The organism is Nocardiopsis sp. LDBS1602 (genome assembly GCF_035818715.1).
GTDB lineage: Bacteria > Actinomycetota > Actinomycetes > Streptosporangiales > Streptosporangiaceae > Nocardiopsis > Nocardiopsis alba.
Map to the genome: position 1 here is coordinate 743,655 of NZ_JAYLVW010000002.1, position 25,025 is coordinate 768,679.

The 25,025-nt window shown below is 69.7% G+C and carries 21 protein-coding genes; 15 read left to right on the plus strand and 6 right to left on the minus strand.

All coding sequences use genetic code 11. From position 1 onward, the window contains the following. Nucleotides 1-17: 17 nt before the first annotated feature. Genes U9J66_RS11415 through U9J66_RS11425 form a run of 3 tightly spaced genes read right to left on the minus strand, consistent with a single transcriptional unit; the run spans nucleotide 18 to nucleotide 3,303 of the window. Nucleotides 18-1,238, minus strand: a complete 1,221-nt coding sequence (locus U9J66_RS11415; RefSeq protein ID WP_326337648.1) for a DUF4350 domain-containing protein — start codon at nucleotides 1,236-1,238, stop codon at nucleotides 18-20. Next, nucleotides 1,235-1,885 (minus strand): DUF4129 domain-containing protein, encoded by a 651-nt coding sequence (locus U9J66_RS11420; RefSeq protein ID WP_026124814.1) that lies wholly within the window; start codon nucleotides 1,883-1,885, stop codon nucleotides 1,235-1,237. The genes U9J66_RS11415 and U9J66_RS11420 overlap by 4 nt, the downstream gene beginning before the upstream one ends. After that, complete coding sequence (locus tag U9J66_RS11425) at nucleotides 1,882-3,303, minus strand: glycerophosphoryl diester phosphodiesterase membrane domain-containing protein (protein ID WP_014910740.1); 1,422 nt, start codon at nucleotides 3,301-3,303, stop codon at nucleotides 1,882-1,884. The genes U9J66_RS11420 and U9J66_RS11425 overlap by 4 nt, the downstream gene beginning before the upstream one ends. Nucleotides 3,304-3,749: 446 nt before the next feature. Between U9J66_RS11425 and mtrA the strand changes: the two genes are divergently transcribed. The 5 genes from mtrA (at nucleotide 3,750) to hpf (ending at nucleotide 10,527) form a co-directional block, all read left to right on the plus strand. Then, nucleotides 3,750-4,427 (plus strand): MtrAB system response regulator MtrA, encoded by a 678-nt coding sequence (mtrA, locus tag U9J66_RS11430; RefSeq protein WP_014908694.1) that lies wholly within the window; start codon nucleotides 3,750-3,752, stop codon nucleotides 4,425-4,427. Nucleotides 4,428-4,443: 16 nt separating this feature from the next. Continuing rightward, nucleotides 4,444-6,210, plus strand: a complete 1,767-nt coding sequence (gene mtrB / locus U9J66_RS11435; protein WP_014911551.1) for an MtrAB system histidine kinase MtrB — start codon at nucleotides 4,444-4,446, stop codon at nucleotides 6,208-6,210. Further along, nucleotides 6,207-8,111: an LpqB family beta-propeller domain-containing protein gene (locus tag U9J66_RS11440; RefSeq protein ID WP_442789852.1), complete on the plus strand. Its 1,905-nt coding sequence runs from the start codon at nucleotides 6,207-6,209 to the stop codon at nucleotides 8,109-8,111. The genes mtrB and U9J66_RS11440 overlap by 4 nt, the downstream gene beginning before the upstream one ends. 83 nt (nucleotides 8,112-8,194) lie before the next feature. Continuing rightward, a complete protein-coding gene (locus tag U9J66_RS11445) occupies nucleotides 8,195-9,031 on the plus strand; it encodes a ComF family protein (RefSeq protein ID WP_017533519.1) in 837 nt (278 codons plus the stop codon). Nucleotides 9,032-9,852: 821 nt separating this feature from the next. After that, nucleotides 9,853-10,527, plus strand: coding sequence for a ribosome hibernation-promoting factor, HPF/YfiA family (gene hpf / locus U9J66_RS11450; protein WP_014910965.1), 675 nt, complete (start codon nucleotides 9,853-9,855; stop codon nucleotides 10,525-10,527). 143 nt (nucleotides 10,528-10,670) lie between these two features. Here the strand turns inward: hpf and U9J66_RS11455 are convergent, their stop codons facing one another. Further along, complete coding sequence (locus tag U9J66_RS11455) at nucleotides 10,671-11,186, minus strand: hypothetical protein (RefSeq protein ID WP_237449924.1); 516 nt, start codon at nucleotides 11,184-11,186, stop codon at nucleotides 10,671-10,673. A gap of 315 nt (nucleotides 11,187-11,501) precedes the next feature. Here U9J66_RS11455 and secA point away from each other — a divergent pair, with 315 nt between their 5' ends. Then, on the plus strand, nucleotides 11,502-14,345 hold the full coding sequence (secA, locus tag U9J66_RS11460; RefSeq protein WP_017533521.1) for a preprotein translocase subunit SecA: 2,844 nt from the start codon (nucleotides 11,502-11,504) through the stop codon (nucleotides 14,343-14,345). 72 nt (nucleotides 14,346-14,417) lie between these two features. Here the strand turns inward: secA and U9J66_RS11465 are convergent, their stop codons facing one another. Beyond that, nucleotides 14,418-14,870 (minus strand): Lrp/AsnC family transcriptional regulator, encoded by a 453-nt coding sequence (locus U9J66_RS11465; protein WP_014910230.1) that lies wholly within the window; start codon nucleotides 14,868-14,870, stop codon nucleotides 14,418-14,420. 117 nt (nucleotides 14,871-14,987) lie between these two features. On the opposite strand from U9J66_RS11465, the gene U9J66_RS11470 reads away from it, so the two are divergent. Further along, nucleotides 14,988-15,605 (plus strand): LysE family translocator, encoded by a 618-nt coding sequence (locus tag U9J66_RS11470; RefSeq protein WP_326337650.1) that lies wholly within the window; start codon nucleotides 14,988-14,990, stop codon nucleotides 15,603-15,605. 55 nt (nucleotides 15,606-15,660) lie between these two features. Here the strand turns inward: U9J66_RS11470 and U9J66_RS11475 are convergent, their stop codons facing one another. Continuing rightward, the gene (locus U9J66_RS11475; RefSeq protein ID WP_014912977.1) at nucleotides 15,661-16,704 is read right to left on the minus strand and encodes an SIS domain-containing protein; all 1,044 of its coding nucleotides are present in this window, start codon (nucleotides 16,702-16,704) and stop codon (nucleotides 15,661-15,663) included. Nucleotides 16,705-17,035: 331 nt separating this feature from the next. Between U9J66_RS11475 and U9J66_RS11480 the strand changes: the two genes are divergently transcribed. From U9J66_RS11480 to U9J66_RS11515, 8 genes are all read left to right on the plus strand, one after another. Then, nucleotides 17,036-17,773 (plus strand): GntR family transcriptional regulator, encoded by a 738-nt coding sequence (locus tag U9J66_RS11480; protein ID WP_014912080.1) that lies wholly within the window; start codon nucleotides 17,036-17,038, stop codon nucleotides 17,771-17,773. 47 nt (nucleotides 17,774-17,820) lie between these two features. Next, entirely contained in the window at nucleotides 17,821-19,296 is a 1,476-nt protein-coding gene (locus tag U9J66_RS11485) for a PTS transporter subunit EIIC (RefSeq protein WP_017533523.1), read from the plus strand. Between the two features lie 142 nt (nucleotides 19,297-19,438). Further along, complete coding sequence (locus U9J66_RS11490) at nucleotides 19,439-19,675, plus strand: glucose PTS transporter subunit EIIB (protein ID WP_014911802.1); 237 nt, start codon at nucleotides 19,439-19,441, stop codon at nucleotides 19,673-19,675. Nucleotides 19,676-19,771: 96 nt separating this feature from the next. Continuing rightward, complete coding sequence (locus U9J66_RS11495) at nucleotides 19,772-20,260, plus strand: PTS sugar transporter subunit IIA (protein ID WP_014912279.1); 489 nt, start codon at nucleotides 19,772-19,774, stop codon at nucleotides 20,258-20,260. A 97-nt stretch (nucleotides 20,261-20,357) separates the two neighbouring features. After that, a complete protein-coding gene (locus U9J66_RS11500; RefSeq protein ID WP_326337651.1) occupies nucleotides 20,358-22,031 on the plus strand; it encodes a glycoside hydrolase family 3 protein in 1,674 nt (557 codons plus the stop codon). 121 nt (nucleotides 22,032-22,152) lie between these two features. Beyond that, the gene (locus U9J66_RS11505) at nucleotides 22,153-22,809 is read left to right on the plus strand and encodes an HAD family hydrolase (RefSeq protein ID WP_017533525.1); all 657 of its coding nucleotides are present in this window, start codon (nucleotides 22,153-22,155) and stop codon (nucleotides 22,807-22,809) included. A gap of 81 nt (nucleotides 22,810-22,890) precedes the next feature. Beyond that, the gene (locus U9J66_RS11510) at nucleotides 22,891-23,349 is read left to right on the plus strand and encodes a DUF6912 family protein (protein WP_017533526.1); all 459 of its coding nucleotides are present in this window, start codon (nucleotides 22,891-22,893) and stop codon (nucleotides 23,347-23,349) included. Between the two features lie 241 nt (nucleotides 23,350-23,590). Further along, nucleotides 23,591-24,838, plus strand: coding sequence for a cytochrome P450 family protein (locus U9J66_RS11515; protein WP_326337652.1), 1,248 nt, complete (start codon nucleotides 23,591-23,593; stop codon nucleotides 24,836-24,838). Nucleotides 24,839-25,025 lie beyond the last annotated feature (187 nt).

Genomic DNA, 25,025 nt, shown 5'->3' on the forward strand with positions numbered 1-25,025 from the left:
GCCCGCGCGGACCCGGATCACCGCAGCCTCCGGGCGAGCCCGTCCAACGTGTCGGCGAGCCGCAGCATCGCCTCGTCGTCCGCCGAGTACGGGTCCGTCGGGCCCGGGTACAGCAGCGGGCCCAGGGTGCCGGGGTCCTCGCCGGTCCGTGCGGCCAGCGACGCGATCACGGCGTCGGGTCCGGAGTCGGAGTTCAGTCCCATCCGGGGGACCGCGCGTTCCAGGAAGCCGGCGCGCAGAGCGGCCACCGCCCGGTCGCGGGCCCGTCGGGAACGGTACAGCCGGGCCCGGCCCTCGGTGGTCTCGGAGGCGCGCACCACGACGGGCAGCGACTCCGGGACCAGCGCTCCCATACGCCGACCGCGCCAGAGGGCGAGCAGGGCCAGGGTCAGCACGAGGGGGAGGAGGGACCAGCGCAGTCCGCTCGACAGCAGCTCCCACATGGTGGCCCCGCCGACCTGGGTGGGCGGGTCGGGCCGCAGCCACACGACGTTCTCGGCCGAGGCCAGGTTCAGCCCCAGAGCGGCGTTGCCGTCGGAGTCCAGCGCGTCGTTGGTGAGGAAGGTGCCGCTGCCGAGCACGGTGGTGGCGCCACCGTGCGGGGAGTCGACCCTCACCAGGGCGGAGCCGTTCCGGCCGGGGTAACAGCTCTGGGAGACCACCCCGTCGGCGACCGAGTACAGCTCCGTGGACGCCTCACGGTCGAACCGGGGCGTCCCGCCGATCCTGGCGGCTCCGGCGGCCTCGGCCGCGGGCAGGGGGCACTCGGGCGCCACCGGCTCCGAGGCCTCGCCTCGGCCGGTCACGTCGGTGCCGGGGGCGAAGGCCGCGAGCGAACGCAGGGACGGCTGGACGAGGACGGTGTCCGTGCCCAGTTCGGAGAGGGTGTCGAGCTCCTCGGGCAGCAGACGGTGGTCGAGGAAGACCAGGAGGACGGTGTCCTCCCCGGCCCGCTCCACCGCGTCCACGGCGGCCCCGGAGTCACGGACCACGGTGACATCGGACCTCTCACCCAGGATCCGGGTGAAGGCACGGGTGCCGTCGGGGGAGGGGGAGTCCGGTTCCAGGAGCCCGTCGGGGAAACGCTCGGCGCCCAGCGACAGTAGGACGGCCACCACGGACAGGGTGGTCAGCAGGATGACCGGGAAGCGGAACGCGCGCCACAGGCGGCGGACCGTCGTGTCCGGGACGGGACGGACGGGGGCGGGGGGCGCCTCCGGCGGTGCGGCGATCGTCATCGGCGCTCCTCCTCGACGGTCGTGGCCCCGGCGTTCGCGGGGCGGGCCGCGGCGAGACGGACGTCCAGTTCCCGCAGGGTCCGCGCGGACTCGGCGGTGGCGGGGCGGTCGCCGTAGACCACGTCGTTGAAGATACGGGTCCCCTCGCGCAGCGCCTCGGCCTCGCCGGGGAGGGTCGAGGACGCCTCGTCGGCGAGTTCGGTCGCGGTGCGGCCGGGGCGGGGGGAGACGATCGTCCGCTCCTCCAGGTCCACGCTGATGGCGCGCAGCCGTTCGGTGACGGCCTCCGCGAACTCGCCGGCGGCCTCGTGCCGGTCGGAGGCGGCGCGGTGGTCGGCGGCGGACAGGACCGTGCCCTCGTGCACGGGAGCGCCGGCCCGACGGGAGCGGGAGGGGCGCAGGAAGACGATGAGCGCGACGATCAGGACCAGGAGGACCACGAGGATGATCAGGGCCCACACCCAGCCGGGGATCACGCCGTCTCCGGCCATGACCAGGCGTCCCAGCATCTCGTCCAGCCAGGCGATGAAGCGGTCGAGGAAGGAGGGTTCCCTCCCCCGGTACAGGGGGTCGGAGAGCTCTTGGATCGCACGCCGGCGGCCCTCCTCCCCGGTCGTCTCCAGGGGGACGATCATCGGGAGTGTCATGCGCTCCGCTCCGGCAGGTAGATCTCCGGTCCGACCCCCTCGCCCCGCTGGGCGGCCTGGTGCAGCCGCAGGTCCAACCCCTCGCGGCGCATGCGCAGATCGATGTAGAGCAGGGTGTTCACACCCGCCACGAACGGCTGGGTGATCGCGTAGAGGAGGACGGTGGCCACGTAGGTGACGGCGGCCGACACGATCACGCCCCAGGCGGCCTCGGGGGCGAGGAAGGCGATCCCGCCGCTGACGATGGCGGCCGGGGTGTTCAGGACCATCTGCACGACCATGACGATGAGCATGGCCAGGAGCCAGTAGCCCAGGGTGCGCCACCAGCTTCCCCGGGAGAGTCGCCAGGATCGCGCCATGGCCTTGAAGGGGCCGATCCGCTCCAGCACGACCACGGGCATGGCGTAGTAGAGCCGGACCCAGATCCACACGGCGGGGGCGACCACCACGGCCAGGGTCAACAGGGCCACGGCCAGGGTCACGACGATGCCGATCAGGACGCCCTCGTCGCCTCCGGCCGCCACGCCGGCCATGATGCCGACGAAGAGGGCGAGGAACATTCCGAGGAAGAAGACGACGCCGAGGACCAGCTGCATGACCAGCTTGATCAGGGACAGACCGAGAACGGCCCCGATCCGTCCGCGCGCGGCCTCCCACGCCTGCTTGGGGGTGAGCCTGTGGCCGAGCACGGACATGCCGATGACCGCGGCCAACAGGCCGAGCAGGACGGCCCCGCCCAGGTAGGTGATCAGAGAGCCGAGGTAGACCAGGGCCGTGGAGAGGGGCGAGAACGGGAAGATCGGGTCATCGGGGGAGACCGCGTACGGGTCGGCCGTGAGCTCGTCCAGGAACGCGGTGTAGTCGTCCAGGAAGAGCGTGGACCCGATGGTGCTCAGGATGCTCGCGAGCCCCATGACGATGATCGCCAGGCCCATGGTGGTCTTCGGGTTGTTGCGGATGTAGCCGAACGCCCCGTTGAAGACGTCGCCGAGGCTCATGGGACGGAGCGCGACCACACCGGGCTTGGGCGCCATGGGACGGCCCTGGCCGGGGTGGGGGCCGTAAGGGCCCGCGTGGTGCGGGGGGTGTCCCTGGCCGCCGGGGGCGTGTCCGTACGCGCCCTCTCCGGGCGGGGGGTATCCGTATCCGGGGGCCTGGTGCTGTCCGGGATAGGGGTCGTAGGGGGCCTGTCCGGGAGGCGGCCCGTAACCGGCGGCCTCGGGGCGGTCCTGCCAGGGAGAAGGCGTGGGGTCCGGCGTCGCGGGCGATCGGGGGGCGTCCTGCGGCGGGGTGGTCCCTCCGGGAGCGGCCCAGCCCTCGGACGAGGCCCCGGACTCCCCGGATTCGGGCGACCCCTGTCGCTCGGTCCCGTCCGGGGTCCGCCCGGAGGTGTCCCGGTGGTCGTCCTCCTGGGTCATCCGTCCCGCCCTCCGTGAGGCTCGGTTACTCGGCGCGAGCATTTTCGCGCGAATTCTGAACTATCGGAAACCAACCTACCGGCCGGCTCCACCGCTCCTCAGCGGGTGTGGAGTGTGGCCCAGGACAACCGACGCACTTCATTCCTTTTGTATGCTTTCTGTTACCAAGTGGCCAAGTCGTAGAGCTTTCCAGGTTCTCCTGGACAGGAACGACACGGCCGGTGGCCGAAAACGGTCCAAAAGGGCCCAACGCCGTTGATCGCTCTTCCTACCGGGCCGGAAGCCGGCAAGGTTGGAGAGGACGAAACCCGGTTCCCCGGCTCCCCGGACCGGGGAACCACGGGCACCGAATCACTGACGCAGTCTTGAGTGTTCCAGGAGAGAGGAGTAGGCGCCGGGCTCTCCGCCCACGAGGCGGTGACGGACACCCGGTGCCGGACACACCGATGAAGGGACGTGTACTGGTTGTCGACGATGACCTCGCCCTCGCCGAAATGCTGGGGATCGTGCTGCGGGGTGAGGGGTTCGAGCCCTCGTTCGTCCATGACGGGGACAAGGCCCTGGAGGCCTTCCGCGAGACCAAGCCCGACCTGGTCCTCCTCGACCTGATGCTCCCCGGGGCCGACGGCATCGACGTCTGCCGTCAGATCCGCGCCGAGTCCGGCGTGCCCATCGTCATGCTCACCGCCAAGAGCGACACCGTGGACGTCGTTCTGGGCCTGGAATCGGGGGCCGACGACTACATCGTCAAGCCCTTCAAGCCCAAGGAGCTCGTGGCCCGCGTGCGCGTTCGACTGCGCCGCACCGAGGAGCCCGCTCCCGAGGTGCTCCAGATCGGCGACATCACCATCGACGTCGCCGGTCACGCCGTACGTCGTGACGGCGAGCAGATCAGCCTCACCCCGCTGGAGTTCGACCTCCTCGTCGCCCTGGCCCGCAAGCCGCGCCAGGTCTTCACCCGCGAGGTGCTCCTGGAGCAGGTCTGGGGCTACCGCCACGCCGCCGACACGCGCCTGGTCAACGTCCACGTCCAGCGCCTGCGCGCCAAGATCGAGAAGGACCCGGAGCACCCCGAGGTCGTCGTGACCGTTCGCGGCGTCGGCTACAAGGCCGGTACCGCCTGATCCGGCCGGGTTCCCTATGACCGTGTCCGAACCCGAGGAGGGGCGGGCGGCCGACCCCGAAGGGGTGCGGTCCGTCCCGTCCTCCGGAGGGCTGTCCGAGGCCGGGGGACGGCGCCGGGAACAGACCACGGGGTTGACCCGGGCCTACTTCCTCGCGCAGCGGGCCGCACGCGCCCTGGTGAGCGTCGTGCACACCAACTGGCGTCGCTCGCTCTACCTCCGGGTCATCAGCACCACCCTGGTGCTGTCACTGGTGGTCATGGCGGGTCTGGGCTACGTGCTCATCTCCGAGGTGCGCGGAGGGCTGCTGGAGGCCAAGACCAGCGCCGCGGTCAACGACCACCGGGCCGGGCTCGGCTACGCGCTGGCCGAGCTCCGCGAGGACGAGAGCAGCGACCGCGAACGGCTCCTGAACGACATCGCCCGGGAGCTGACCAGCCGCAGCGGCGAGACCGGACTGTACGGCGTGGTGATCCTGCCGTCGGTGAGCGACGAGCGCGGTTGGGCGACCGTCGACGAGGAGACGGTCGACGAGAGCATCCCGGATCGTCTGGTCGAACAGATCCGGCTCTCCGAGACACCCGATCAGCAGTACCACACGTACACGCGGATCGAGACCGAGGACGGATCGATCGAGCCGGCGCTGGTCGTGGGCGCCCAGCTCACCCACGCCTACGAGCTCTACTACGTCTTCCCGCTCCAGCACGAGCAGGAGATCCTCGACCTGCTCCAGAACACGGTCGCGCTGATCGCGGTCCTGCTGGTGATCCTGCTCGGACTGATCGCCTTCATGATCACCCGTCAGGTGGTCACGCCGGTGCGCTCCGCGGCCCAGTCCGCCGAACGTCTGTCCTCGGGCGACCTCACCGAACGCATGACCGTGCGCGGCGAGGACGACCTGGCCCGGCTCGCGATGTCCTTCAACGACATGGCGGGCAACCTCCAGGAGAAGATCCAGGAGCTGGAGGAGCTGTCCAAGGTCCAGCGCCAGTTCGTCTCCGACGTCTCGCACGAACTGCGCACCCCCCTCACGACCATTCGGATGGCGGGGGACCTGCTCTTCGAGGATCGGGAGGAACTGGACACCTCCCACCGTCGCTCGGTGGAACTGCTCCAGAGCCAGGTGGAGAGGTTCGAGGAACTCCTCTCCGACCTGCTGGAGATCAGCCGCCACGACGCCGGGGCCGCCACCCTGGGGATCGAGTCCGCCGACATCCGCGACTCGGTGATGAAGGCGGTCGGCGACGCCGAGCAGATCGCCGAACGGCGCGGCATCAAGGTCGTCCTCCGGCTTCCGGCCGAGCCCTGCCTGGCGGAGTTCGACACCCGACGGATCAACCGCATCCTGCGCAATCTCGTGGTCAACGCGATCGAGCACAGCGAGGGACGGGACGTGGTGGTCGCCGCCGCGGGGGACCGCGACGCCATCGCCGTCGCCGTGCGCGACTACGGCGTGGGTCTGAAGGAGGGGGAGGAGCACCTGTGCTTCGACCGTTTCTGGCGGGCCGACTACTCCCGTGTGCGCACCACCGGGGGCACCGGGCTCGGGCTGTCCATCGCCAAGGAGGACGCCACCCTGCACGGCGGTTGGCTCCAGGCCTGGGGCATGCCCGGTCAGGGGTCCCAGTTCCGCCTGTCCCTGCCCCGACGTTCGGGGGCCGAGCTGCGCGGATCGCCGCTGCCGCTGGTGCCGCCGGAGATCGCCCTGGGCCGTAACTTCACCTCCATGGGAGACCAGTCCGCCAAGGCGCGGGGAGGGACCGACGACGAGGAGGCCCTGTGACGCACAAGGCGGGGTCGGCGAGACCCACCGTGATCACGCGTACCATCGCGGTCTGTCTGTCCGTCTGCGTGTCCCTGACGGCCTGCGCGACCATCCCCATGACCGGTCCGGTGGTCCCCGGAGAGGGCGGGGACGTCTCGGGCGACCCCTATGACGGCTATGTGCGTCTCCTTCCGGCGGGCCCCCAACCCGGTGTGGCCCCGGAAGGGCTGGTCGACGGCTTCCTCAAGGACATGGGCAGCTTCGAGGACGACCACAAGGCCGCGCGCAGCTACATGCTGCCGCCGACGGCCGAGGACTGGTCGCCCAACGGGGCGGTCCGGGTCTTCAACGACCTGGACTCGGCCGACTTCGACGCCGACATCTCCGCCGACGGCCTCACCGCGACCGTCCGGGTGCGCAGCAACCTGGTGGCCGACATCGACGAGAGCGGCAAGTACGTCCCGACCCAGGTCGGGGCGGCCCTCCTCGACGAGACCTTCACCCTGGCCCGGGAGAACGAGGACCCCGAGGGCGAGTGGCGGATCCAGGACCTCCCCGACGAACTGCTCCTCAGCGAACTCGACGTCGAACGCACGCACCGGCCGTTCAACCTGTACTACCTGAACCCGGAGGGGACGGCCCTGGTCCCCGACCCGGTCTACCTGCCCGTGAGCACGGACAAACTGGCCGAACGCCTGCTCCGCAAGCTCATCTCCGGCCCCACCGACTGGCTCTCGCCGTCCGTCGAATCGGCCTTCCCCGAAGACGCTCGGGTGGATCTGGAGATCGACTCCCAACGCGCCGTGATCGACATCCGCGGCGTCTCCGACCCCGACGAGTACGCGATGGGGGCCCAGATCGCCTGGACCCTGCGCCAGCTTCCCGAGGTCCAGGAGTTCACCCTCCAGATCGACGGCGAGGACGTCTCCTTCCCCAACTCCGACGGGGACAGCGCCGATCGCCCACGACCGGGCAGCGAACTGTGGTCGAGGGTGAGCCCCGGGGCCATCTCCAGCGGTATCCGCGCCTACTACACGCAGGAGGGGCAGCTCTGGTCCGCATCCGACTGGAGCGCGGAGAGCTTCGGCGACGTGGAGCCCGTCCCCGGTCCGCTCGGCCGGGGCGACGTGCGGCTGGAGAGGTTCGCGGTCTCCATCGACGAGAGCACCATCGCGGGCATCACCCAGGGCGGCCGTGAGGTCGTCACCGGCTTCGTGAGCCCCGGAGCGCGGACCGACGAGGTGCTCGACGAGGGCCTGTTCACCGATCTGTCCTGGGACATCAACGGCGACCTGTGGGTGGTCGAGGAGACCCGGGACGAGGAGGACGGGGACGACGAGGAGGAATCCGAGGACGCCTCCGACGCCGAGGGCGACCCCAACCTCAGTGGGAGCGGGACGGAGGAGCCGCCCGAACCCGGCGACAGCACCCTGTGGGTGTTGAGAGACGGGGACGAGGTGGCCCGGGTCCAGGTCAACGGGTTGCGGGACCATTCCCTGGTCAGCTTCCAGATCTCCCGGGACGGCACCCGGGCCGCGGTCATCACCGAACAGGACGGGCAGCGCTCCCTGAAGGTGGGACGGGTGTCCCGGGACGGGGACGGCCAGGTCACGGTGGACGCCTTCATCACCCTGGGCCGGGGCGTGGAGGACCTCATCGACGTGGCCTGGCGTTCGAGCGATCAGCTCGTCGTACTGGGCAGCCGGGAGGGCGGTGCCCCGCAGGCCCTTCTGGTGTCCCTGGACGGAGGGAGCCCGGCGGCCAGCGCCGGTACCCCGGCGGCGGGGATGGTCACCATCTCGGGAGCCCCGGGGCAACCTCTGCTCGCCGGCTCCGACGACGGCAACATCTGGGCCTCCAACGATCCGCTGAACTGGCAGAACGTGGTCGAGGGCGGGTCGCCGACCTTCCCGGGCTGACGCCCGGAGGTCGGGGTGGGGCGTTGTCCACAGATCCCGGAACGGGGCCGGCGGGACGGACGCCGAACACCGATCCTGGGAACATGGACCACGAACCCGTGTTCGCGCGTCGGTGGCCCGGACGGTACGCGCTCCGGGTCCGTGACCTCCTCCTCACGTTCGCCACGGCCCTGCTCGACCTCCTACTGCCCTCCCTCTGCGCGGGCTGTGGCGGGACGGAGGGACCTCTCTGCCCCGACTGCCGGACGCTGCTGGCACGCGGTCCGCGCCCTTGCGCGCCGCGCGCGGGGTGCCCACCGGTGTGGGCGGCCGGAGGCCACGCCGGTCGCGAGCGACGTGTTCTGCTCGCCTACAAGGAGCACGGCGACGTCCGGTTGCTGCGCCCCTTGGGGGAGCGGCTGGCCCGTACCCTGCTGGCCTCGCGCCGCACGGGGCCGGACGTTCTCCTGGTCCCGGTCCCGGGCCGTCGAGGCGGTGCCCCTCGAAGAGCCGTGCCCCGGTTGGCGCGCGCGTGCGTCCTGTACTCGGGCCCTCGGGCCACCCTCGGGGTCGCCCCCGTCCTGCGGTACCGCCACACGGCGCGCGGCCAGGTCGGACTGGGGCGGGCCGAACGTCTGGCCAACCGGGTGGGGACCCTCGAGGTCGTTCCATCCGATCGGGGTCGCGCCCGGGGGCCGCGGAGCCGATCCGGTGGTGTCGTGGACGTACGAGGGCGCAGGGTCGTGGTCGTGGACGACGTGCTCACCACCGGGGCGACGCTTCTGGAGGCGACCCGCGCGCTGCGCGAGGAGGGCGCGCGGGTGATCGGCGCGGTGGTCCTGGCCGAACGGGAACGGTCGGCCCGGCCTTCGGGCCGGCGTCCTACATCGGCCGGCCGATCGGATCCGAGGCCGGAAAGAAGGTTTTACAAAGCCCCCTGAACAGGCGAAAAGTGCCTATTTGTAAGGCTTGACGATGATTTTCGGTTGCCCGAGGCCCTCTTCACTACCTGACAGACGGGCCAGGACAGGTTACGGTCCAGGTATGGCACCCGTCCGGGTCCGTGGTTGCGCCGGACATTCGAAGCCTCCGGGAACACCGGAGGACTTCGCCGGCAAGCCGATGCCAGGCGCAGGCGAAACGGCCCACGTAAGGCGACTTTTCGTCGACCGATCACGGTGCGCCTTAGAGGTAAGTCCTGCCCCACTGAGGGTCCCGATGTCCCTCATGACAGGGAGAAGAGCAGTAGTCGCGTTCAAGAGCGGCGACACTCTCAGCAGGCGGATGTGGGGACGAAGACCAGGTCGGCCGGACGGGTGGCATGCCGACGTGCGAGGGTTCGTCGTTCCCGGAGCCACGGCTCCGGGGGTGCGGGCCCCCACACGGTCCTTCGCCGCGCCCCGAACCCCCTGCTCCGGGGCAGTCCCCGGCCGTGACGCGCTCCACACCGAGGCCCGGACGACGACGCCCTCCCGCCTCCGGTGGGGGCCGGAGACCGTTTTCCGTTCCTCTGTGGGGCTTTCCATCTCAAACGCGATGAAAGTCCTTATTCGCAACTCACGGGACCTGGGCAAACATGTACGCGGGGCGGGTGATGACCCCGCCTCCGATGGGTATACGCACTTCCAAGCGAGCCGAGCCCCGGCCGAGGCCGGGCACCGACGGAAGGGGGCCGACGCGTCATACCCCTCCTCGCCACGGGAGGGGAGCAGAGCCAGCCTGGCCGTCGCCTTCACGACGGCCACGCGATGAAGGGGGTCCTATGGACATCATCGTCAAAGGTCGACGCACCGGTGTGAGTGAGAAGTTCCGACAGCACGTCGAGAACAAGCTCGACAGGCTCTCCAAGTGGGAGCGCAAGGGCATGAGCGTCGATGTGGAGGTGTCCCAGGAGCGCAACCCCAAGCTCGCCGACGTCCGCGAGCGGGTTGAACTGACCATCCACTCGGACGGACCCGTGATCAGGAGCGAGGCCGCCTCCATCGATCGTCACGGCGCCCTCGACCTGGCCATCGACAAGATCGAGGCCCGTCTCCGCAAGGCCGCGGATCGCCGCAAGGTCCACCGTGGCAGCCGTACTCCCGTCTCCGTGGCGGCCGCGACCGCCGATCTCCCCGGGGACCTGGCCTCATTCGCCCCGACGACCACCACGACGGCACCCCCGGCCCAGCGCGAGGGGGAGGAGGAGATCGACGGCGTCGAGGTCGACGGTCGCTTCTCCGGCGAGTTCGTCGAACTCGACACCCAAGGGGACGTTCCCGTGATCGTGCGGGAGAAGGTCCACCGGGCCAAGCCGATGAGCATCGACCAGGCGCTGATGGAGATGGAACTGATCGGGCACGACTTCTACCTCTTCCACGACGAGGTCAAGGACACCCCGAGCGTCGTCTACCGCCGTAAGGGCTTCGACTACGGTGTCCTGCGCCTGACGGACTGACCCCATCCCATCCCGTCCCGGTGACCGATCGGGACGGGACCACCTCGAAGGCCGATCGCGGCGGACCGGAACACGGTCCGCCGCGATCGGCGCGGACGGGCCCGCGTGCCTCGCCCCCGGGCACGCGGGCCCGTCCTTCGAGGTCAGGCGCGATAGGCGTCGGCGGAGCGCTTGATCCGGTGCAACGGCGTCTGGTGCGGCTCCTCCGGCTCGTCCCGGGGCGGGTCGAGGACCACGTCGCTCAGGATGTCGCAGGACACCGCCACCACCAGCGCGATCACCATCAGGACCGCGCCGATGACCAGGAGCACCACCGAACCGCCCAGGACGATGCCCAGACCGCCCAGGGCGAACCCTATGAAGGCGAGGGCCACCCCGACCCAGGAGGCCGCGCGGCCCCGGTGGCCGCTGCTCGGCGCCAGCGAACCCCCCTGACGCTGGAAGCCCCGGATGTGTCCCCGACGATCCTGCTCGTCGTCGGTCGGCCGGTGCCCCTCCCAGACCAGCGCCGGGTCGATCTCCTCGCTGGGCCGGGGCGGGGTGCGGCGGGTCCCCTCGACCACCGTCTCGATCACCTCGGCGGGAGTGCGGGGGAACGACGTCTCCCGGTCCCCGGCCTCCGCGCTCTTGGGCTCCTCGTGCCTTCTTCCCCCACGCATGTCGTCCCCCCGGTCGCGCTTGCGTCGTCGAGCGTCACCGCGGGACGGAGCACCGCATGGAACGCTCCTTCACCCATTGCACTACCCGGTGAAATGCGCGACTCTGCACAAATATTGAGAAAAGGGCGGGAACATCCGCCCCCGTTCCACTCGTTCGGCAAGAGGGCGGGAATCGGGCCACGGTCCTCTAGGATGTAGGCCCGAGGACCCAGGATTCCCCCTGACCTCCGTGGCCACGGAAGCACGGTCAGCGGGCCCGACCCGTCTCTCCGCCTCGGGTGGAGCCGACCGCGATCTGCGAGGAGCGCATAGGAAGTGCCAGGCATACTCGACAAGCTCCTGCGCGCGGGTGAAGGTAAGATCCTGCGCCGGCTCAAGAAGTACAAGGACCAGGTGAACCTCCTCGAGGACGACTTCGTCGACCTCAGTGACGAGGAGCTGCGCGGTCTGACCCAGGAGTACAAGGACCGCTACGAGGACGGCGAGTCCCTGGACGACCTCCTCCCGGAGGCCTTCGCGACCGTCCGCGAGGCGGCCAAGCGCACCTTGGGCCAGCGCCACTTCGACGTGCAGATCATGGGCGGCGCCGCCCTGCACCTGGGCAACATCGCCGAGATGAAGACCGGTGAGGGCAAGACCCTGACCGGAACCCTCGCGGTGTACCTCAACGCTCTGGCCGGCAAGGGCGTCCACGTCATCACCACCAACGACTACCTGGCCCGACGCGACGCCCAGAACATGGGTCGCGTCTACCAGTTCCTCGGCCTCGAAGTCGACGTGGTCGGTCCCCAGATGACCACCACCGCCCGCCGCAAGGCCTACCAGGCCGACATCACCTACGGAACGAACAACGAGTTCGGTTTCGACTACCTGCGCGACAACATGGCGCTCTCGCTCAAGGACACGGTCCAGCGCGAGCACTACTTCGCCCTGGTCGACGAGGTCGACTCCATCCTCATCGACGAGGCGCGCACCCCGCTGATCATCAGCGGGCCCTCCGAGCAGAACTCGCGGTGGTACTCCGAGTTCGCCAAGATCGCTCCTCGTCTGAAGAAGGACGAGGACTACGAGGTCGACGAGAAGAAGCGCACCGTCGGCATCACCGAGTCCGGTGTCGCCAAGGTCGAGGACTGGCTGGGGATCGACAACCTCTACGAGGCGGTCAACACCCCGCTGATCAGCTTCCTCAACAACTCCCTCAAGGCCAAGGAGCTGTACCGCAAGGACAAGGAGTACATCGTCAAGGACGGTGAGGTCCTCATCGTCGACGAGTTCACCGGTCGTGTCCTGGCGGGTCGCCGCTACAACGAGGGTATGCACCAGGCCATCGAGGCCAAGGAGCGCGTCAAGATCAAGGACGAGAACCAGACTCTCGCCAAGGTCACGCTCCAGAACTACTTCCGCCTCTACGAGAAGCTCGCCGGCATGACCGGTACCGCTCAGACCGAGGCGGCCGAGTTCTCCCAGACCTACGGCGTCGGCGTGGTGCCCATCACCACCAACAAGCCGATGATCCGTGAGGACGTCAAGGACGTCGTCTACAAGCACGAGGACGCCAAGTTCCAGGCCGTGGCCGAGGACATCGCCGAGCGTCACGAGGCCGGACAGCCCGTCCTGGTCGGTACCACCAGCGTCGAGAAGTCCGAGTTGCTCTCTCGGATGCTCAAGCGCGAGGGCGTCCCGCACGAGGTCCTCAACGCCAAGAACCACGCCCGTGAGGCCGCGATCATCGCGCGCGCGGGCAAGCTGGGTTCTGTCACGGTGGCCACCAACATGGCCGGTCGCGGTACCGACATCATGTTGGGCGGCAACCCCGACTTCCTCGCCGACGAGGAGCTCCAGAAGCGGGGCCTGAGCCCGCTGGAGACCCCGGAGGAGTACGAGGAGGCCTGGCCGGAGGCCCTGGCCAAGGCCAAGAAGGAGTTCGAGACCGAGCACGAGAAGGTCGTCGAGGCCGGCGGTCTGTACGTGCTGGGCACCGAGCGCCACGAGTCGCGTCGTATCGACAACCAGCTTCGAGGCCGTTCCGGTCGTCAGGGTGACCCGGGCATGTCCCGCTTCTACCTGTCGCTCCAGGACGACCTGCTGCGTCTGTTCAACTCCAGCCGTCTGGAGGTGTTCATGAACCAGCTGAACATCCCGGACGACCAGCCGATCGAGTCCGGCATGGTGAGCAAGGCGATCGCCTCCGCTCAGGGCCAGGTCGAGACGCAGAACTTCGAGATCCGCAAGAACGTCCTCAAGTACGACGAGGTCCTCAACCGGCAGCGCAAGGTCATCTACGCCGAGCGCCGCAAGGTCCTGGAGGGACAGGACCTGCGCGACCAGGTCGTCGAGATGCTGGAGGAGGTGCTCCGCGGCTACGTCGTCGAGGAGACCTCGCGCGGCGACGCCGACGACTGGGACCTGGACAAGCTCTGGCGGGCCTTCAAGCAGGTCTACCCGATCGGGTTCACCGTCGACGAGTTCATCGAGGAGAACGGTGACCTGCACTCGCTGACCGCCGAGCTCATCGCCGAGCGCGTGGTCGAGGACGCCAAGAGCGCCTACGACAAGCGTGAGGCCGACCTGGGCGAGGAGGCGATGCGCGAGGTCGAGCGTCGCGTCATCCTCCAGGTGATGGACCGCAAGTGGCGTGAGCACCTCTACGAGATGGACTATCTCCAGGAGGGCATCGGCCTGCGCGCGATGGCCCAGCGCAACCCGCTGATCGAGTTCCAGCGCGAGGGCTTCGACATGTTCCAGCAGATGCTGGAGGCCATCAAGGAGGAGTCGGTCGGCTACCTCTTCAACGTCGAGGTCCAGGTCCAGAAGAAGCAGGAGCCCTCTCTCACCGCCGCCGCGGCCGCGCAGACCGCGACCTCCGTCGGAGGGGCCTCGGGCGCGACCGCCGTGGCCACGGCCGTGGACGAGGACACCGAGGCCGCCGAGGCCGCTTCTCCCGAGACCGAGGCGGAGCCCGCCGAGGACGTCGTCGTCCCCGGTTTCGGCGAGGGACAGCCCGAGCGTCTCCAGTACTCGGCTCCGAGCGAGGACGGGACGGTCGAGCGCCACAGCGAGACCGCCGACGAGTACGCGGGCACCTCGCGCAACGAGCCCTGCCCCTGCGGTTCGGGCAAGAAGTACAAGAAGTGCCACGGAGCCCCCGCCACCAAGTAGCGGTTCCGTATCCACGCGCGCGGGCGCGGTCCCTTCCAGGGCCGCGCCCGCGCGCGTGTGCGTTCGCGGGGTTCAGGACGGTAGGGGGCGGTCCTGGACGACGTGTTTCATGACCAGGGTCGAGCTCAGGCGTTGGACCCCGGGCAGGGTGGCCAGCGCCTCGTCGTAGAGGGTCCGGAAGGCGGCGAGGTCTGCGCTGACCACACGCAGCAGGTAGTCGGGGTCGCCGAACAGACGCTCGGCGCGGACCACTTGGGGTATGGCGGCCACGGCCTCCTCCAGGGCGATGACGGTGTCCCGGTCCTCTTGGAGCATGGTGACGAACACCAGGGCCTGGAAGCCGAGCCCCACGGCCTCGGCGTCCACGAGGGCGCGGTAGCCGCTGATCACCCCGGAACGTTCCAGTTCGCGCAGGCGACGGTGGCAGGGGGAGACGCTCAAGCCCACCCGGTGGGCCAGTTCGGTGACACTGAGGCGGCCGTCCTCCTGGAGCTCCGCAAGAATCTTCCGGTCAACGATATCCATGGCGAATATTCTTCCACCCAGGGCGGAGTTCCGTGCAAACAGTGGAACCATATTCGGTCGTTTTGAGACTACTCTTCCCCTCTGAACTGGTCTTTCGGGGGGAAGAGGGGTCCTGCTGTGGGCGCGGGAGCGGTCGCGACGTTCTGGACGGTGTCGGTCCTGTTGGTCATGGTGCCGGGCGCCGACTGGGCGTACGCGATCTCGGCGGGGTTGAGGGACCGCTCGGTCCTGCCCGCGGTCGGCGGCCTGGTGATCGGCTACGTGGCGCTCACCGCGGTGGTGGCCGGCGGGGTCGCCGCCCTCGTCACCGGTACTCCGGGCCTGCTCACCGGCCTGACCGTCCTGGGGTCGGTCTACCTGATCTGGCTGGGAGCGGCCACCCTGGCCCGGCCCGCGGTGCCGGGAGTGGGCGCCGCGGACGAGATGTCGGGCTCATGGGTGGCGCGGATGGTCACCGGGACCGGGGTGAGCGGACTCAACCCCAAGGCGCTCCTGTTGTTCGTCGCGCTGCTCCCACAGTTCACCGACCCCGACGGGGGATGGCCCCTGGCCGCGCAGATCGGCACCCTGGGCCTCGTGCACACCGCCAGCTGCGGTGTGATCTACCTGGGGGTGGGGGTGCTGGCCCGACGGGTCCTGGGCGCCCGCCCGGCGGCGGCCCGCATGGTCACCCGTGTCTCCGGGGCGGCGATGGTGATCATCGGCGCGATCCTGTTGATCGGCCGCCTCTTCTGATCCACGGCATGTCGAAGGGCCCCGGAACGATGTTCCGGGGCCCTTCGACGTCGTCTCAGGAGGTCTGGGTGACCTTGTTGAGGCCCCGGGGCACGTCGGGGTCGTAGCCCAGACGGCGGGCCAGACGCTCGGTGAGCAGCTGGGCGGGGACGATCAGGTTCATGGGCGAGACCCATTCGGGCACGTCGGGGACGGGCACCGAGAGGTCGCTCGCGGCGGCCAGCGCCTCGCCTCCACCGAAGCCGAAGACCGGGGAACCGGCCGAACGGGCCCGCTCGGCCAGGGCCACCGTGCCCTGGAGGGTCGGCCCGTCGGGGGCGGCCATCAGCAGGGTGGGCGTCCGCGGGTCCACGACGGCGATGGGGCCGTGCAGGAGGTCCGCGTAGGACATGCCCATGGCGTGGGTGTAGCAGGCCTCCTTGAGCTTCAGGGCGGCCTCCAGGGCGGTGGAGAAGGCCAGCCCACGTCCGGAGATCACCGCTCCTTGCACGGCGACCATCCGCTCGACGATCTCCTCCAGAGCGTCGGTGGGGGCCGCGAGAGTCTCCTCGATGCCCTGGGGGACCAGCTCCAGCTCGCCCGGGTCCAGCTTCGCGCCCAGACCCAGGGCCAACACGGCCAAGGCGGCGAGCTGGGTGTTGTAGGTCTTGGTCGCGGGAACGGCCAGTTCCTTCCCGGCCCGGGTGACCAGGGCGACGTCGGCCTCCTCGGCGAGCGTGGAGTCGGCGCCGTTGGTGACGGCCACGGTCCGGGCGCCGCAATCGGCGGCCCAGCGCATGGTGTCGACGATCTCCTCGGTCTTCCCGGACTGGGAGATGGCCACCGCGAGCACCTTGGACAGGTCGAGTCTGGATCCGTAGACCGTCGCGACGGAGGGGGAGCCCAGGGTGGCCAGGCGGCCGGTGTGCACTTGAAGCAGGTAGCCGCCGTAGACGGCGGCGTTGTCGGAGGAGCCCCGGGCGATGAACAGGACGTGTTCGGTCTCGCGTCCCAGGGCCTCGATCTCCTTGCGCAGGGGTAGGAGTTCGGAGAAGGTGCGGCGCAGAGCCTCGGGCTGCTCGGCGATCTCCGCTCGCATCACGCTCGTCTTGGTGGTCATGGGGAACCTTCCCAGGTGGTGTACGGGCGCTCCTGGATGGGCGCCGGGGGCCGCGCCGGTGGATCGGGAACGGCGTGGGGCCGGTGTTCCGGCCGCCGTCGTATCGCTTCGGATCCGGTGCGTTCGGGTGGATTGACACAAAGGTCGAAGCTGTGGTCTAGTCCGGACTATACCAGTCGAAACCCGGAAGAGCCGGTGAACACCGGATGCCGGGACCCGTCGCGCGCTAGGGTCTAGGTCGTGTTTTTTCGGGTCATGACGTGCCTGCGAGAACATCAGGAGAGCACTTCCCGCTCCGACCCCGCCCGCCGAACCAGAAGGCCTCCCGACCATGGCGATCGACCCGGACAACCCACTGCCCAAGTACGTCCAACTCCGTGATCTGCTCCTGGACTGGATCGCCGCGACCGGACTGGGCGTGGACGACATGGTCCCCTCGGAGCGAGAACTCAGCACCACCTATGGCCTGTCCCGCATGACCGTGCGTCAGACCATCGACCTGCTGGTGGCCGACGGCCGGCTCTATCGGGTACCGGGCAAGGGCACCTTCATCGCCCGTCCCAAGATCGAGATGTCCCTGGTCCTGGCCTCCTTCAGCGAGGACATGCGCGCGCGGGGCTATGAACCCGGCGCCCGCGAACTGATCCGCCAGGTCATCCCGGCCAGCGGTCACACCGCGCGCATGCTGGACATCGCGCCCGGCACCCTGGTCCACCACATCGAACGCATGCGCACCGCGGACGACGAGCCCATGGCGGTGGAGCGTTCCAACATCCCCGCCGCGATGGTCCCGGGCCTGGAGGACTACGACCTCGCCGAGAGATCCCTCTATGAGGTCCTGGAAAACGAGTTCGACATCCTGTTGGATTCCGGAGAACAGACCATCGAGGCCGGGATCTGCGACTCGGCCGACTCCCGTCTCCTCGGTCTGCCCGCGGGAAGCCCGGTGCTGATCATGCAGCGTCGCAGCTTCGCCAAGGGACAGTGCGTGGAACTGGCGCTGTCCACCTACCGTGCCGACCGCTACCAACTGCACTCACGGTTGGACCCGCGCAGGCACGGCGACTGACGTCCGCGCCCGCCCGGGGCGCCCGGTCGAGAGGAAGACCCCCCACCATGTCGGACCCCGCTGCCGCCGACAGTTCGGCGAAACCCTCGAAGGAACCCACTCCGGGACGAAAGCGCGGGTCGTCCGCGCTGGCCGTGCTGCAACGGCTCGGTCGCAGTCTCATGATGCCGATCGCGGTCCTGCCCGCCGCCGCGATCCTGCTCCGTCTGGGGCAACCCGACCTGCTCGGGGCCGAAGGACTGGCCGGTATGCCCGGCATGGGCTGGATGGACCCCGTCTCCGGTGCCGTGGGCACGGCGGGCGACGCGATCTTCCAGGCCCTGCCGCTGCTCTTCGCCATCGGTGTGGCCATCGGCTTCGCCAAACGCGCCGATGGTTCGACCGCGCTGGCCGCCGTCGTCGGCTACCTGGTCTTCGACCGGGTCGCCACCTGGACGATGGCCACCTTCGACGGTCCTCAGGGGGACCTCGGCTACCAGGTCACCTCCTATCCGCTCCCGGTCGACCCGGTGACCCGTGAACCCGTCACCGATCCGGAGACCCTCAACGAACTGACCCCGGTCATCGACCACGCGGTCAAGAACCCCACCGACGTGCTCGGCGGCATCGCGATCGGCCTGATCGCCGCGGTGCTGTGGCAGCGCTACCACCGGATCAAGCTGCCCACCTGGCTGGGTTTCTTCGGCGGACGCCGCTTCGTGCCCATCGTCACGGCCCTGGCCGGCCTGTTCATGGGTGTGGCTCTCGGTGTGCTCTGGCCCGTCGTGGGCATGTGGATCCAGAACCTGGGCGAGGGCATCATCGGCGCCGGAGCCCTGGGCGCGGGGATCTACGGGGTCATCAACCGCATCCTGCTGCCCATGGGCCTGCACCATGTGGTCAACTCGTTCATCTGGTTCGTCTCCGGCTCCTACACATCCGATGACGGCACCACCACGCACGGGGAGATCACCCGTTACTTCGCCGGGGACCCCGACGCGGGCGGCATGCTGTCCGGCTTCTTCCCCGTCCTGATGTTCGCCGTCCCCGGGGCCGCCCTGGCGATGTGGCTGGCCGCCGCCCCGGCACGCCGCGCCCAGATCGGGTCGATCATGATCCCGGCCGCGCTGACCGCGTTCGTCACGGGCATCACCGAGCCGGTGGAGTTCGCCTTCATCTTCGTGGCCCCCCTGCTGTACGGGGTGCACATCGTGCTCACCGGCGTCTCGATGGCCGTGATGAACGCGCTCGACGTGCAACTGGGCTTCGGCTTCTCGGCAGGCCTGATCGACCTGTTGCTCAACGCCACGAAGGACAACACCCAGGGGTTGGGGATCCTGCTGCTGTTCGGGGTGCTCTACTTCCTGGTCTACTTCGGGATCTTCTACCTGCTCATCACCAGGCTGAACCTCCCCACCCCCGGCCGCGAGGCCGACCCGGAGGAGAACGCGGCGGCGCCCGTCTCCTCGACCGCCGGGTCGGAGAGCGGTGGGGACGCGCCACCCCGGCGATCGTCGGACCAGGGTCCCGATCGCCCCGACTGATCTGTGGCCGCGAGGTGTCCCGAGGATCTTTCGGGACACCTCGCGGCGGAGGACCCTGGCGTGTGGCATGCGCCACCCCTAAGCTCGGCTCAGACTCACGGACGTGTCCCGCGGGGCACCCGATCTCAAGCACGGAGGGCACATGGCGGACAAGGCGGAGGCGATCGTCGCCGGACTCGGCGGTGCGGCCAACATCGAGGACATCGAGGCCTGCATCACCCGGCTGCGCACGGAGGTCGCCGACCCGGGGCTGGTACGCGAGAACGACCTCAAGGCCGCCGGGGCCCACGGCGTCCTGGTCTCCGGGAACGTCGTCCAGGTCGTCGTCGGCCCCGAGGCCGACAGCCTCACCGACGAGATCCAGGATCTTCTCGAATAGTCCATAGGGCTCGGAACGGGAGCGGTCAAGAGGACTCGGACCTTTTTGGTCGGTACGTTCTCGGATGAAGTCCCGTCCTCAGGGAAGACCTTTCCCATGTCAGACGTGAACGGTGCGCTGCGCGTACTCTCCCCTGTCACCGGAACGGCGATGTCCCTGGAGACGGTGCCCGATCCGGTCTTCTCCCAGAGCATGGTCGGCCCCGGCCTCGCCGTGCACCCCGAGCCCGGACAGGAAGGCGGCCAGGAGTCCCGTCAGACGGCGGTGGCGCCCATCACCGGGACCCTGGTCAAACTCCATCCGCACGCCTTCGTGGTGATGGCGCCCGACGCACGTCGCGGTGTCCTCGTCCACCTGGGCATCGATACCGTGCAGCTCGCCGGCGAGGGGTTCACGCTCCTGGCCGAGGAGGGCACCGAGGTCGTCGCGGGCGCCCCGGTGATCGAATGGTCGCCGGGGTCGGTCGCCTCCCTCGGCAAACCCTCCGTGGTGCCGGTGGTGGCCCTGGACGCCTCCGCCGACACCCTGAGCGAACACGTGGACGGCGCGGTGACGAGCGGGGAGGACCTCTTCGTCTGGACCTGAGCCGGAGCGCCCGAACGGCCCGAGGGTGGCCCCCGCCACTCGCGCGGACCGGATAGTCTCCGGCGGCAACCAGCGTTCCATCGGAGATGAAGCCCCAATGAAACCGCGCGCCCTGGTCCCGGTCTGCGCAGGCCTGGCCCTGATGATCAGTGCATGTACCACGACCCCCGAGGAGGTGGGTTCCTCGCCTGAGGACAACGAACAGAACCCGGGCGCCTCGGCCGAGCCCTTCGAGCCGGTCCTGGCTCCGCGGTTGCTCGCCGAGATGGACCTGGACGACAAGATCGGCCAACTCCTGGTCCTGTCCGCGCAGGGCACCACGGCCGAGGAGAACGCCTCGCTGATCGAGACCCACCGCCCCGGCGGGCTCATCTACTTCGACGCCAACCTCGACGACGCCGAGCAGATCGCCCGGATGTCGGCCGGGGTCCAGGAGATCGCCGCCGAACAGGGACAGGGGGTTCCGCTGTTCCTCGGCATCGATCAGGAACAGGGGCGCGTCGTGCGCATGCCGGTGGGAACCCTGTTCCCCGACGCGATGGCGGTCGGCGCCACCGGCGACACCGAACTCGCCGCCCTGCGCGCGGCCACCACGGCGAACGAGCTCACCGCGGTGGGGATCAACCTCAACTACGCCCCCGACGCCGACGTCAACACCGACCCGAACAACCCGGTGATCGGTATCCGCTCCTTCGGCTCCGACCCGGACGCGGTGGCGGAGATGGTGCTGGCCGAGGCCGACGCCTACGCCGAGAACGGCGTGGTGCCGGTCGCCAAGCACTTCCCCGGCCACGGCGACACCGACGTCGACAGCCACAGCGGCCTCCCCGTCATCGACCTCCCCCGGGACCGGTGGGAGGCCGAGCACCTGCCGCCCTTCCGCGCGGCGGTCGAGGCGGGCATCGACTCGATCATGACCGCCCACGTGCTCATGCCGGGGCTGGAGAGCGACGAGGACCCCGACCCGGCCACCCTCTCCCCGACGCTCATCGACGGCATCCTGCGCGACGAGCTCGGCTATGACGGCGTGGTCACCACCGACGCCCTCAACATGGACGGCGTGCGCCAGCGCCACTCCGACGGCGAGGTCGCGGTCCGGGTCATCGAGGCCGGTGTCGACCAGCTCCTCATGCCCCCGAACCCCGAGGAGGCGGTCGCCGCCATCCACGAGGCCGTGGAGAGCGGACGGATCGACGAGGAACGCATCGACCGCTCCGTCCTGCGCGTCCTCACCCTCAAGGAGAAGCGCGGCATCCTGGAGGCCGAGCCGGTCGACCCGGCCGCCGCCACCTCCGCCATGGAGGACCCCGACCACGCCGAGGCCGCCCAGCGGGTGGCCGACGCCTCGGTCACCCTCCTGCGCAACGAGAACGACCTCCTGCCGCTCGCCGCGGGCACCGACGTTCGGGTCACCGGGACGGGGGCCGACCGGATCGCCCCCGCTCTCGCCGACGCCGGCATGAACGTGGTGGAGAGCGGAGAGGCCGTGCTCGTCGTGGGCACCAGCGGCGCCCGGAGCTCCGAGGAGCAGCGTTCCCTGGTCGCCTCCGGACAGGCCCAGGGCACCCCCGTCGTGGTGGTCTCCCAGGACGGCCCCTACGACCTGGAGGCCTTCCCCGACGTCGAGGGCTACCTCGCCCTCTACTCGGCGGTGGAGGTCTCACGGGTCGCGGCGGCCAGGGTCATCTCCGGGCAGGTCGAACCCACCGGGACCCTCCCGGTGGACATCCCCGCGGTCGACATGGGCATCGGTACCGGACTCCGGTACTGACCCCGGTCGGGGGCCGGGACACCCACGAGGTTGAAAAGGGCGGGGAACGGGAAGAACCGTTGCCCGCCCGACCCCTTGGTCGGGCGGTGGTTCAGACCACGGTCACCAAGGAGGGGATCGGATGAACGGCACCCGACGAGGGGTCATCTCCGACTGGGGCGGTGTTCTCACACCGCCTCTTCTCGACGGCATCCGGGCCTGGCTCGACGCCGACCGGATCGACGCGGACCACTACTACGAGGTCATGCGTCCCTACTTCGAGGGCACCCTGCCCGACAACCCCGTACACGCCCTGGAACGCGGCGAGATCGACACGGCCGAGTTCGAACGCGACCTGGCCGCCCTGTTGCGCTCCACCCATGGCGGCCCGGTACGGGCGGAGGGCCTGATCCACCGCATGTTCTCGCGCTTCGAACCGGTGCACGACATGTACGAGACCCTGCGCGCCGCGCGCAGGAGCGGGGCCGGTACGGCGCTCCTCTCCAACTCCTGGGGCAACGGCTACCCGCGCGAACACTTCGCCACCACGTTCGACACCGTGGTCATCTCCGGTGAGGTGGGCATGCGCAAACCCGAGGAACGCATCTACCTGCACACCTGTGAACGGATGGGGCTGGCACCCGAGGACTGCGTGTTCATCGACGATCTCGAACACAACATCGAGACCGCCGAAGCGCTGGGCATGACCGGCATCCTGCACACCGACGTGGAGAGCACCCGCCGGGCGCTGGCCCGCTTCCTCGCCTCCGAGGACGAGACCGAACACCAACCGGCCTGACCGCCTTCGGGCTCCATCCGCACGGTCGGTCCCGGTTCTTTGGGAAACTCGTAGGAAACCGACCGCGCCCTGGAGCCTTCGATGTACGTTTTCCTGCCCAGTACCGTCCCCGCCCTGGCGGCCCTCCTCGACGAGGGACGCCTGGAGGGGACCCCGCTGACCGCCTTCACGGCCGACGCGGGCCCCGACGGCGACTCCGAGGAGGCCGAGTACGCCGCCATGTACGCGGCGGCCGAGGCCTCGTTGCGGATGTTGGCGGCCGACCCCGCGGCCCCGCGCCGTCGGGTCGTCCTGGCCGCCGAGATGCCCGACCGCGCGATCGAACACGAGGCCCGGCACGGTGCCGACGTGGCCCGGGTCCTGCTCCAGGGCGCCGTCCCCTACAAGCGGCTCAAGTCCGTCCACGTGGACGATCCGGACGTCGCCGAGGACATCGCGGAGGCGGCCGCGGACCCGGATTCCGACGCCGCCGAGGACCACGAGCTCATGTGGTTCGCCGTCCAGGAGGCACGCCACCTCGTCGACGAGGCGACCGAGTAGGTCCCTCTCGGGGGAGGGGCGTCCTCTCCAGAGAAGGGGGCCGCGCCCAGGTACGAGGGTGGTGGGAGAAAACCCTTGTGACGTGGGGGAATCCGGGGCGGAACTTTTTCGGAGAACATGTTCCGGAATCATTGCCGGCGAAGTCCCCTGGGCGTACAAAGAAGGGCAAAGCCACCGATTCAGAGCCGAAACCCCGCCTCTGCGCTTTGTGCCCTCTCTTGTTCGGTCTCCGGAGGCCGCCATGCCGCCCAACGCGAGCGAAAGCCGGAACGAATCGACCTGCCCCTTCCGTATCGACCCCGAAGGAACCGACCTCCACACGGAGGTCGCCGAGCTCAGACGTGCCGGACCCGCGGTCCGGGTCGAACTCCCCGGAGGGGTGGAGGCCTGGTCCGTCACCCGCCACGGGACGATCCGGGAACTGCTCTCCGACCCCCGGGTCTCCCGCGACTTCAGAGCACACTGGCCCGACCGCGACCGGGTGCCCGAGGGCTGGTCCCTGGGCATGATCACCTTCATCGAGGGGTTCCTCAACCGCTATGGGGAGGAACACCGGCGCCTGCGCCGGATGGTCACCCCGGCCTTCACCCCCAAACGGGTCCGCGCGCTGGAGGAGACCGTGCGGAGCCGAGCCCGTGAACTCGTCGCGGAGATCGCCCGAAGCGCCCCCGGTGAGGTCGTCGACCTGCGGGCGTCCCTCTCGTGGCCGCTGACCATGTGGGTGATCTGCGAACTGTTCGGGGTCCCCGACGAGCGCAAGGAGCCTCTGGGCGCCGCCGTGGACGCCCTCCTCGATACCTCGGCCGCGCCGGAGCGGGTCGTCGAGGCCCAGGTCCACCTCTACCGGCTGCTGGCGGAACTGGCCGAGTACAAGCGGGAACACCCGTCGTCCGACCTGGCCGGGGACCTCATCGCCCATGAACGTGAAGGGGAGTTGAGCGGTGACGAACTGATCGGCACGCTGCTCCTCATGATCGGGGCCGGGTTCGAGACGGCGGTCAACCTCATCACCTCCTCCACCCACACCCTGCTCACCCACCCCGACCATCGGGAGCGTTTCGGTCGGGGAGAGCTGTCCGCCGGGGAGATCGTGGAGGAGTCACTGCGACGAGATCCGCCGGTCATGTACGTGCCCATGCGCTACGCGGTGGAGGACATCGACCTGGGAGAAGGGGTGGTGATCCGGCGCGGAGAGGCGATCCTGGTCGGCTTCGGCAGCGCCGGCCGGGATCCGGAGCTGCACCCCGAGGGATCGGACCTCTTCGATCCGGACCGCGAGTCCAAGGAACACCTGGCGTTCGGCTTCGGCGCGCACTTCTGCGTCGGCGCCCACCTGGCCCGTCTGGAGGGCCGGGTGGCCCTGGAGGAGGTGTTCGCCGCGCTCCCGGACCTGGAGATGGCCGAAGCCGGGACCGAGCCACCGAGGATCCCCTCGATCATCGTCAACGGCGCCGCCGAACTCCCGGTGATCCCCCACCCCGCCACCTGAGCCCCGTTCCCGGGACCATCGCGCCTTCGAAGATCCACTCGGTGGAGATGGGGCCGGGACGTTCGATGGACCGGACGCCACCGCGGGGCGCGCCCCCCCGGGGGTCGCGGCCCCCGGGGGGTCACGGCGCCGAAGGGGGCCAGGCGGAGCAGGGCGCGGGCCCCCCGGGGGGGCCGGCGCCGGCGGG

Excerpts from the sequence above, each read along its gene's own strand:
- U9J66_RS11420 (WP_026124814.1), bottom strand. The coding sequence starts at position 1,885 with ATGACACTCCCGATGATCGTCCCCCTGGAGACGACCGGGGAGGAGGGC.
- U9J66_RS11480 (WP_014912080.1), top strand. The coding sequence starts at position 17,036 with ATGGCGATCGACCCGGACAACCCACTGCCCAAGTACGTCCAACTCCGT.
- mtrB (WP_014911551.1), top strand. The coding sequence starts at position 4,444 with ATGACCGTGTCCGAACCCGAGGAGGGGCGGGCGGCCGACCCCGAAGGG.
- U9J66_RS11485 (WP_017533523.1), top strand. The coding sequence starts at position 17,821 with ATGTCGGACCCCGCTGCCGCCGACAGTTCGGCGAAACCCTCGAAGGAA.
- U9J66_RS11415 (WP_326337648.1), bottom strand. The coding sequence starts at position 1,238 with ATGACGATCGCCGCACCGCCGGAGGCGCCCCCCGCCCCCGTCCGTCCC.
- U9J66_RS11425 (WP_014910740.1), bottom strand. The coding sequence starts at position 3,303 with ATGACCCAGGAGGACGACCACCGGGACACCTCCGGGCGGACCCCGGAC.
- mtrA (WP_014908694.1), top strand. The coding sequence starts at position 3,750 with ATGAAGGGACGTGTACTGGTTGTCGACGATGACCTCGCCCTCGCCGAA.
- U9J66_RS11505 (WP_017533525.1), top strand. The coding sequence starts at position 22,153 with ATGAACGGCACCCGACGAGGGGTCATCTCCGACTGGGGCGGTGTTCTC.
- hpf (WP_014910965.1), top strand. The coding sequence starts at position 9,853 with ATGGACATCATCGTCAAAGGTCGACGCACCGGTGTGAGTGAGAAGTTC.
- U9J66_RS11500 (WP_326337651.1), top strand. The coding sequence starts at position 20,358 with ATGAAACCGCGCGCCCTGGTCCCGGTCTGCGCAGGCCTGGCCCTGATG.
- U9J66_RS11490 (WP_014911802.1), top strand. The coding sequence starts at position 19,439 with ATGGCGGACAAGGCGGAGGCGATCGTCGCCGGACTCGGCGGTGCGGCC.
- U9J66_RS11455 (WP_237449924.1), bottom strand. The coding sequence starts at position 11,186 with ATGCGTGGGGGAAGAAGGCACGAGGAGCCCAAGAGCGCGGAGGCCGGG.
- U9J66_RS11515 (WP_326337652.1), top strand. The coding sequence starts at position 23,591 with ATGCCGCCCAACGCGAGCGAAAGCCGGAACGAATCGACCTGCCCCTTC.
- U9J66_RS11475 (WP_014912977.1), bottom strand. The coding sequence starts at position 16,704 with ATGACCACCAAGACGAGCGTGATGCGAGCGGAGATCGCCGAGCAGCCC.
- U9J66_RS11510 (WP_017533526.1), top strand. The coding sequence starts at position 22,891 with ATGTACGTTTTCCTGCCCAGTACCGTCCCCGCCCTGGCGGCCCTCCTC.
- U9J66_RS11495 (WP_014912279.1), top strand. The coding sequence starts at position 19,772 with ATGTCAGACGTGAACGGTGCGCTGCGCGTACTCTCCCCTGTCACCGGA.
- U9J66_RS11445 (WP_017533519.1), top strand. The coding sequence starts at position 8,195 with ATGGACCACGAACCCGTGTTCGCGCGTCGGTGGCCCGGACGGTACGCG.
- U9J66_RS11465 (WP_014910230.1), bottom strand. The coding sequence starts at position 14,870 with ATGGATATCGTTGACCGGAAGATTCTTGCGGAGCTCCAGGAGGACGGC.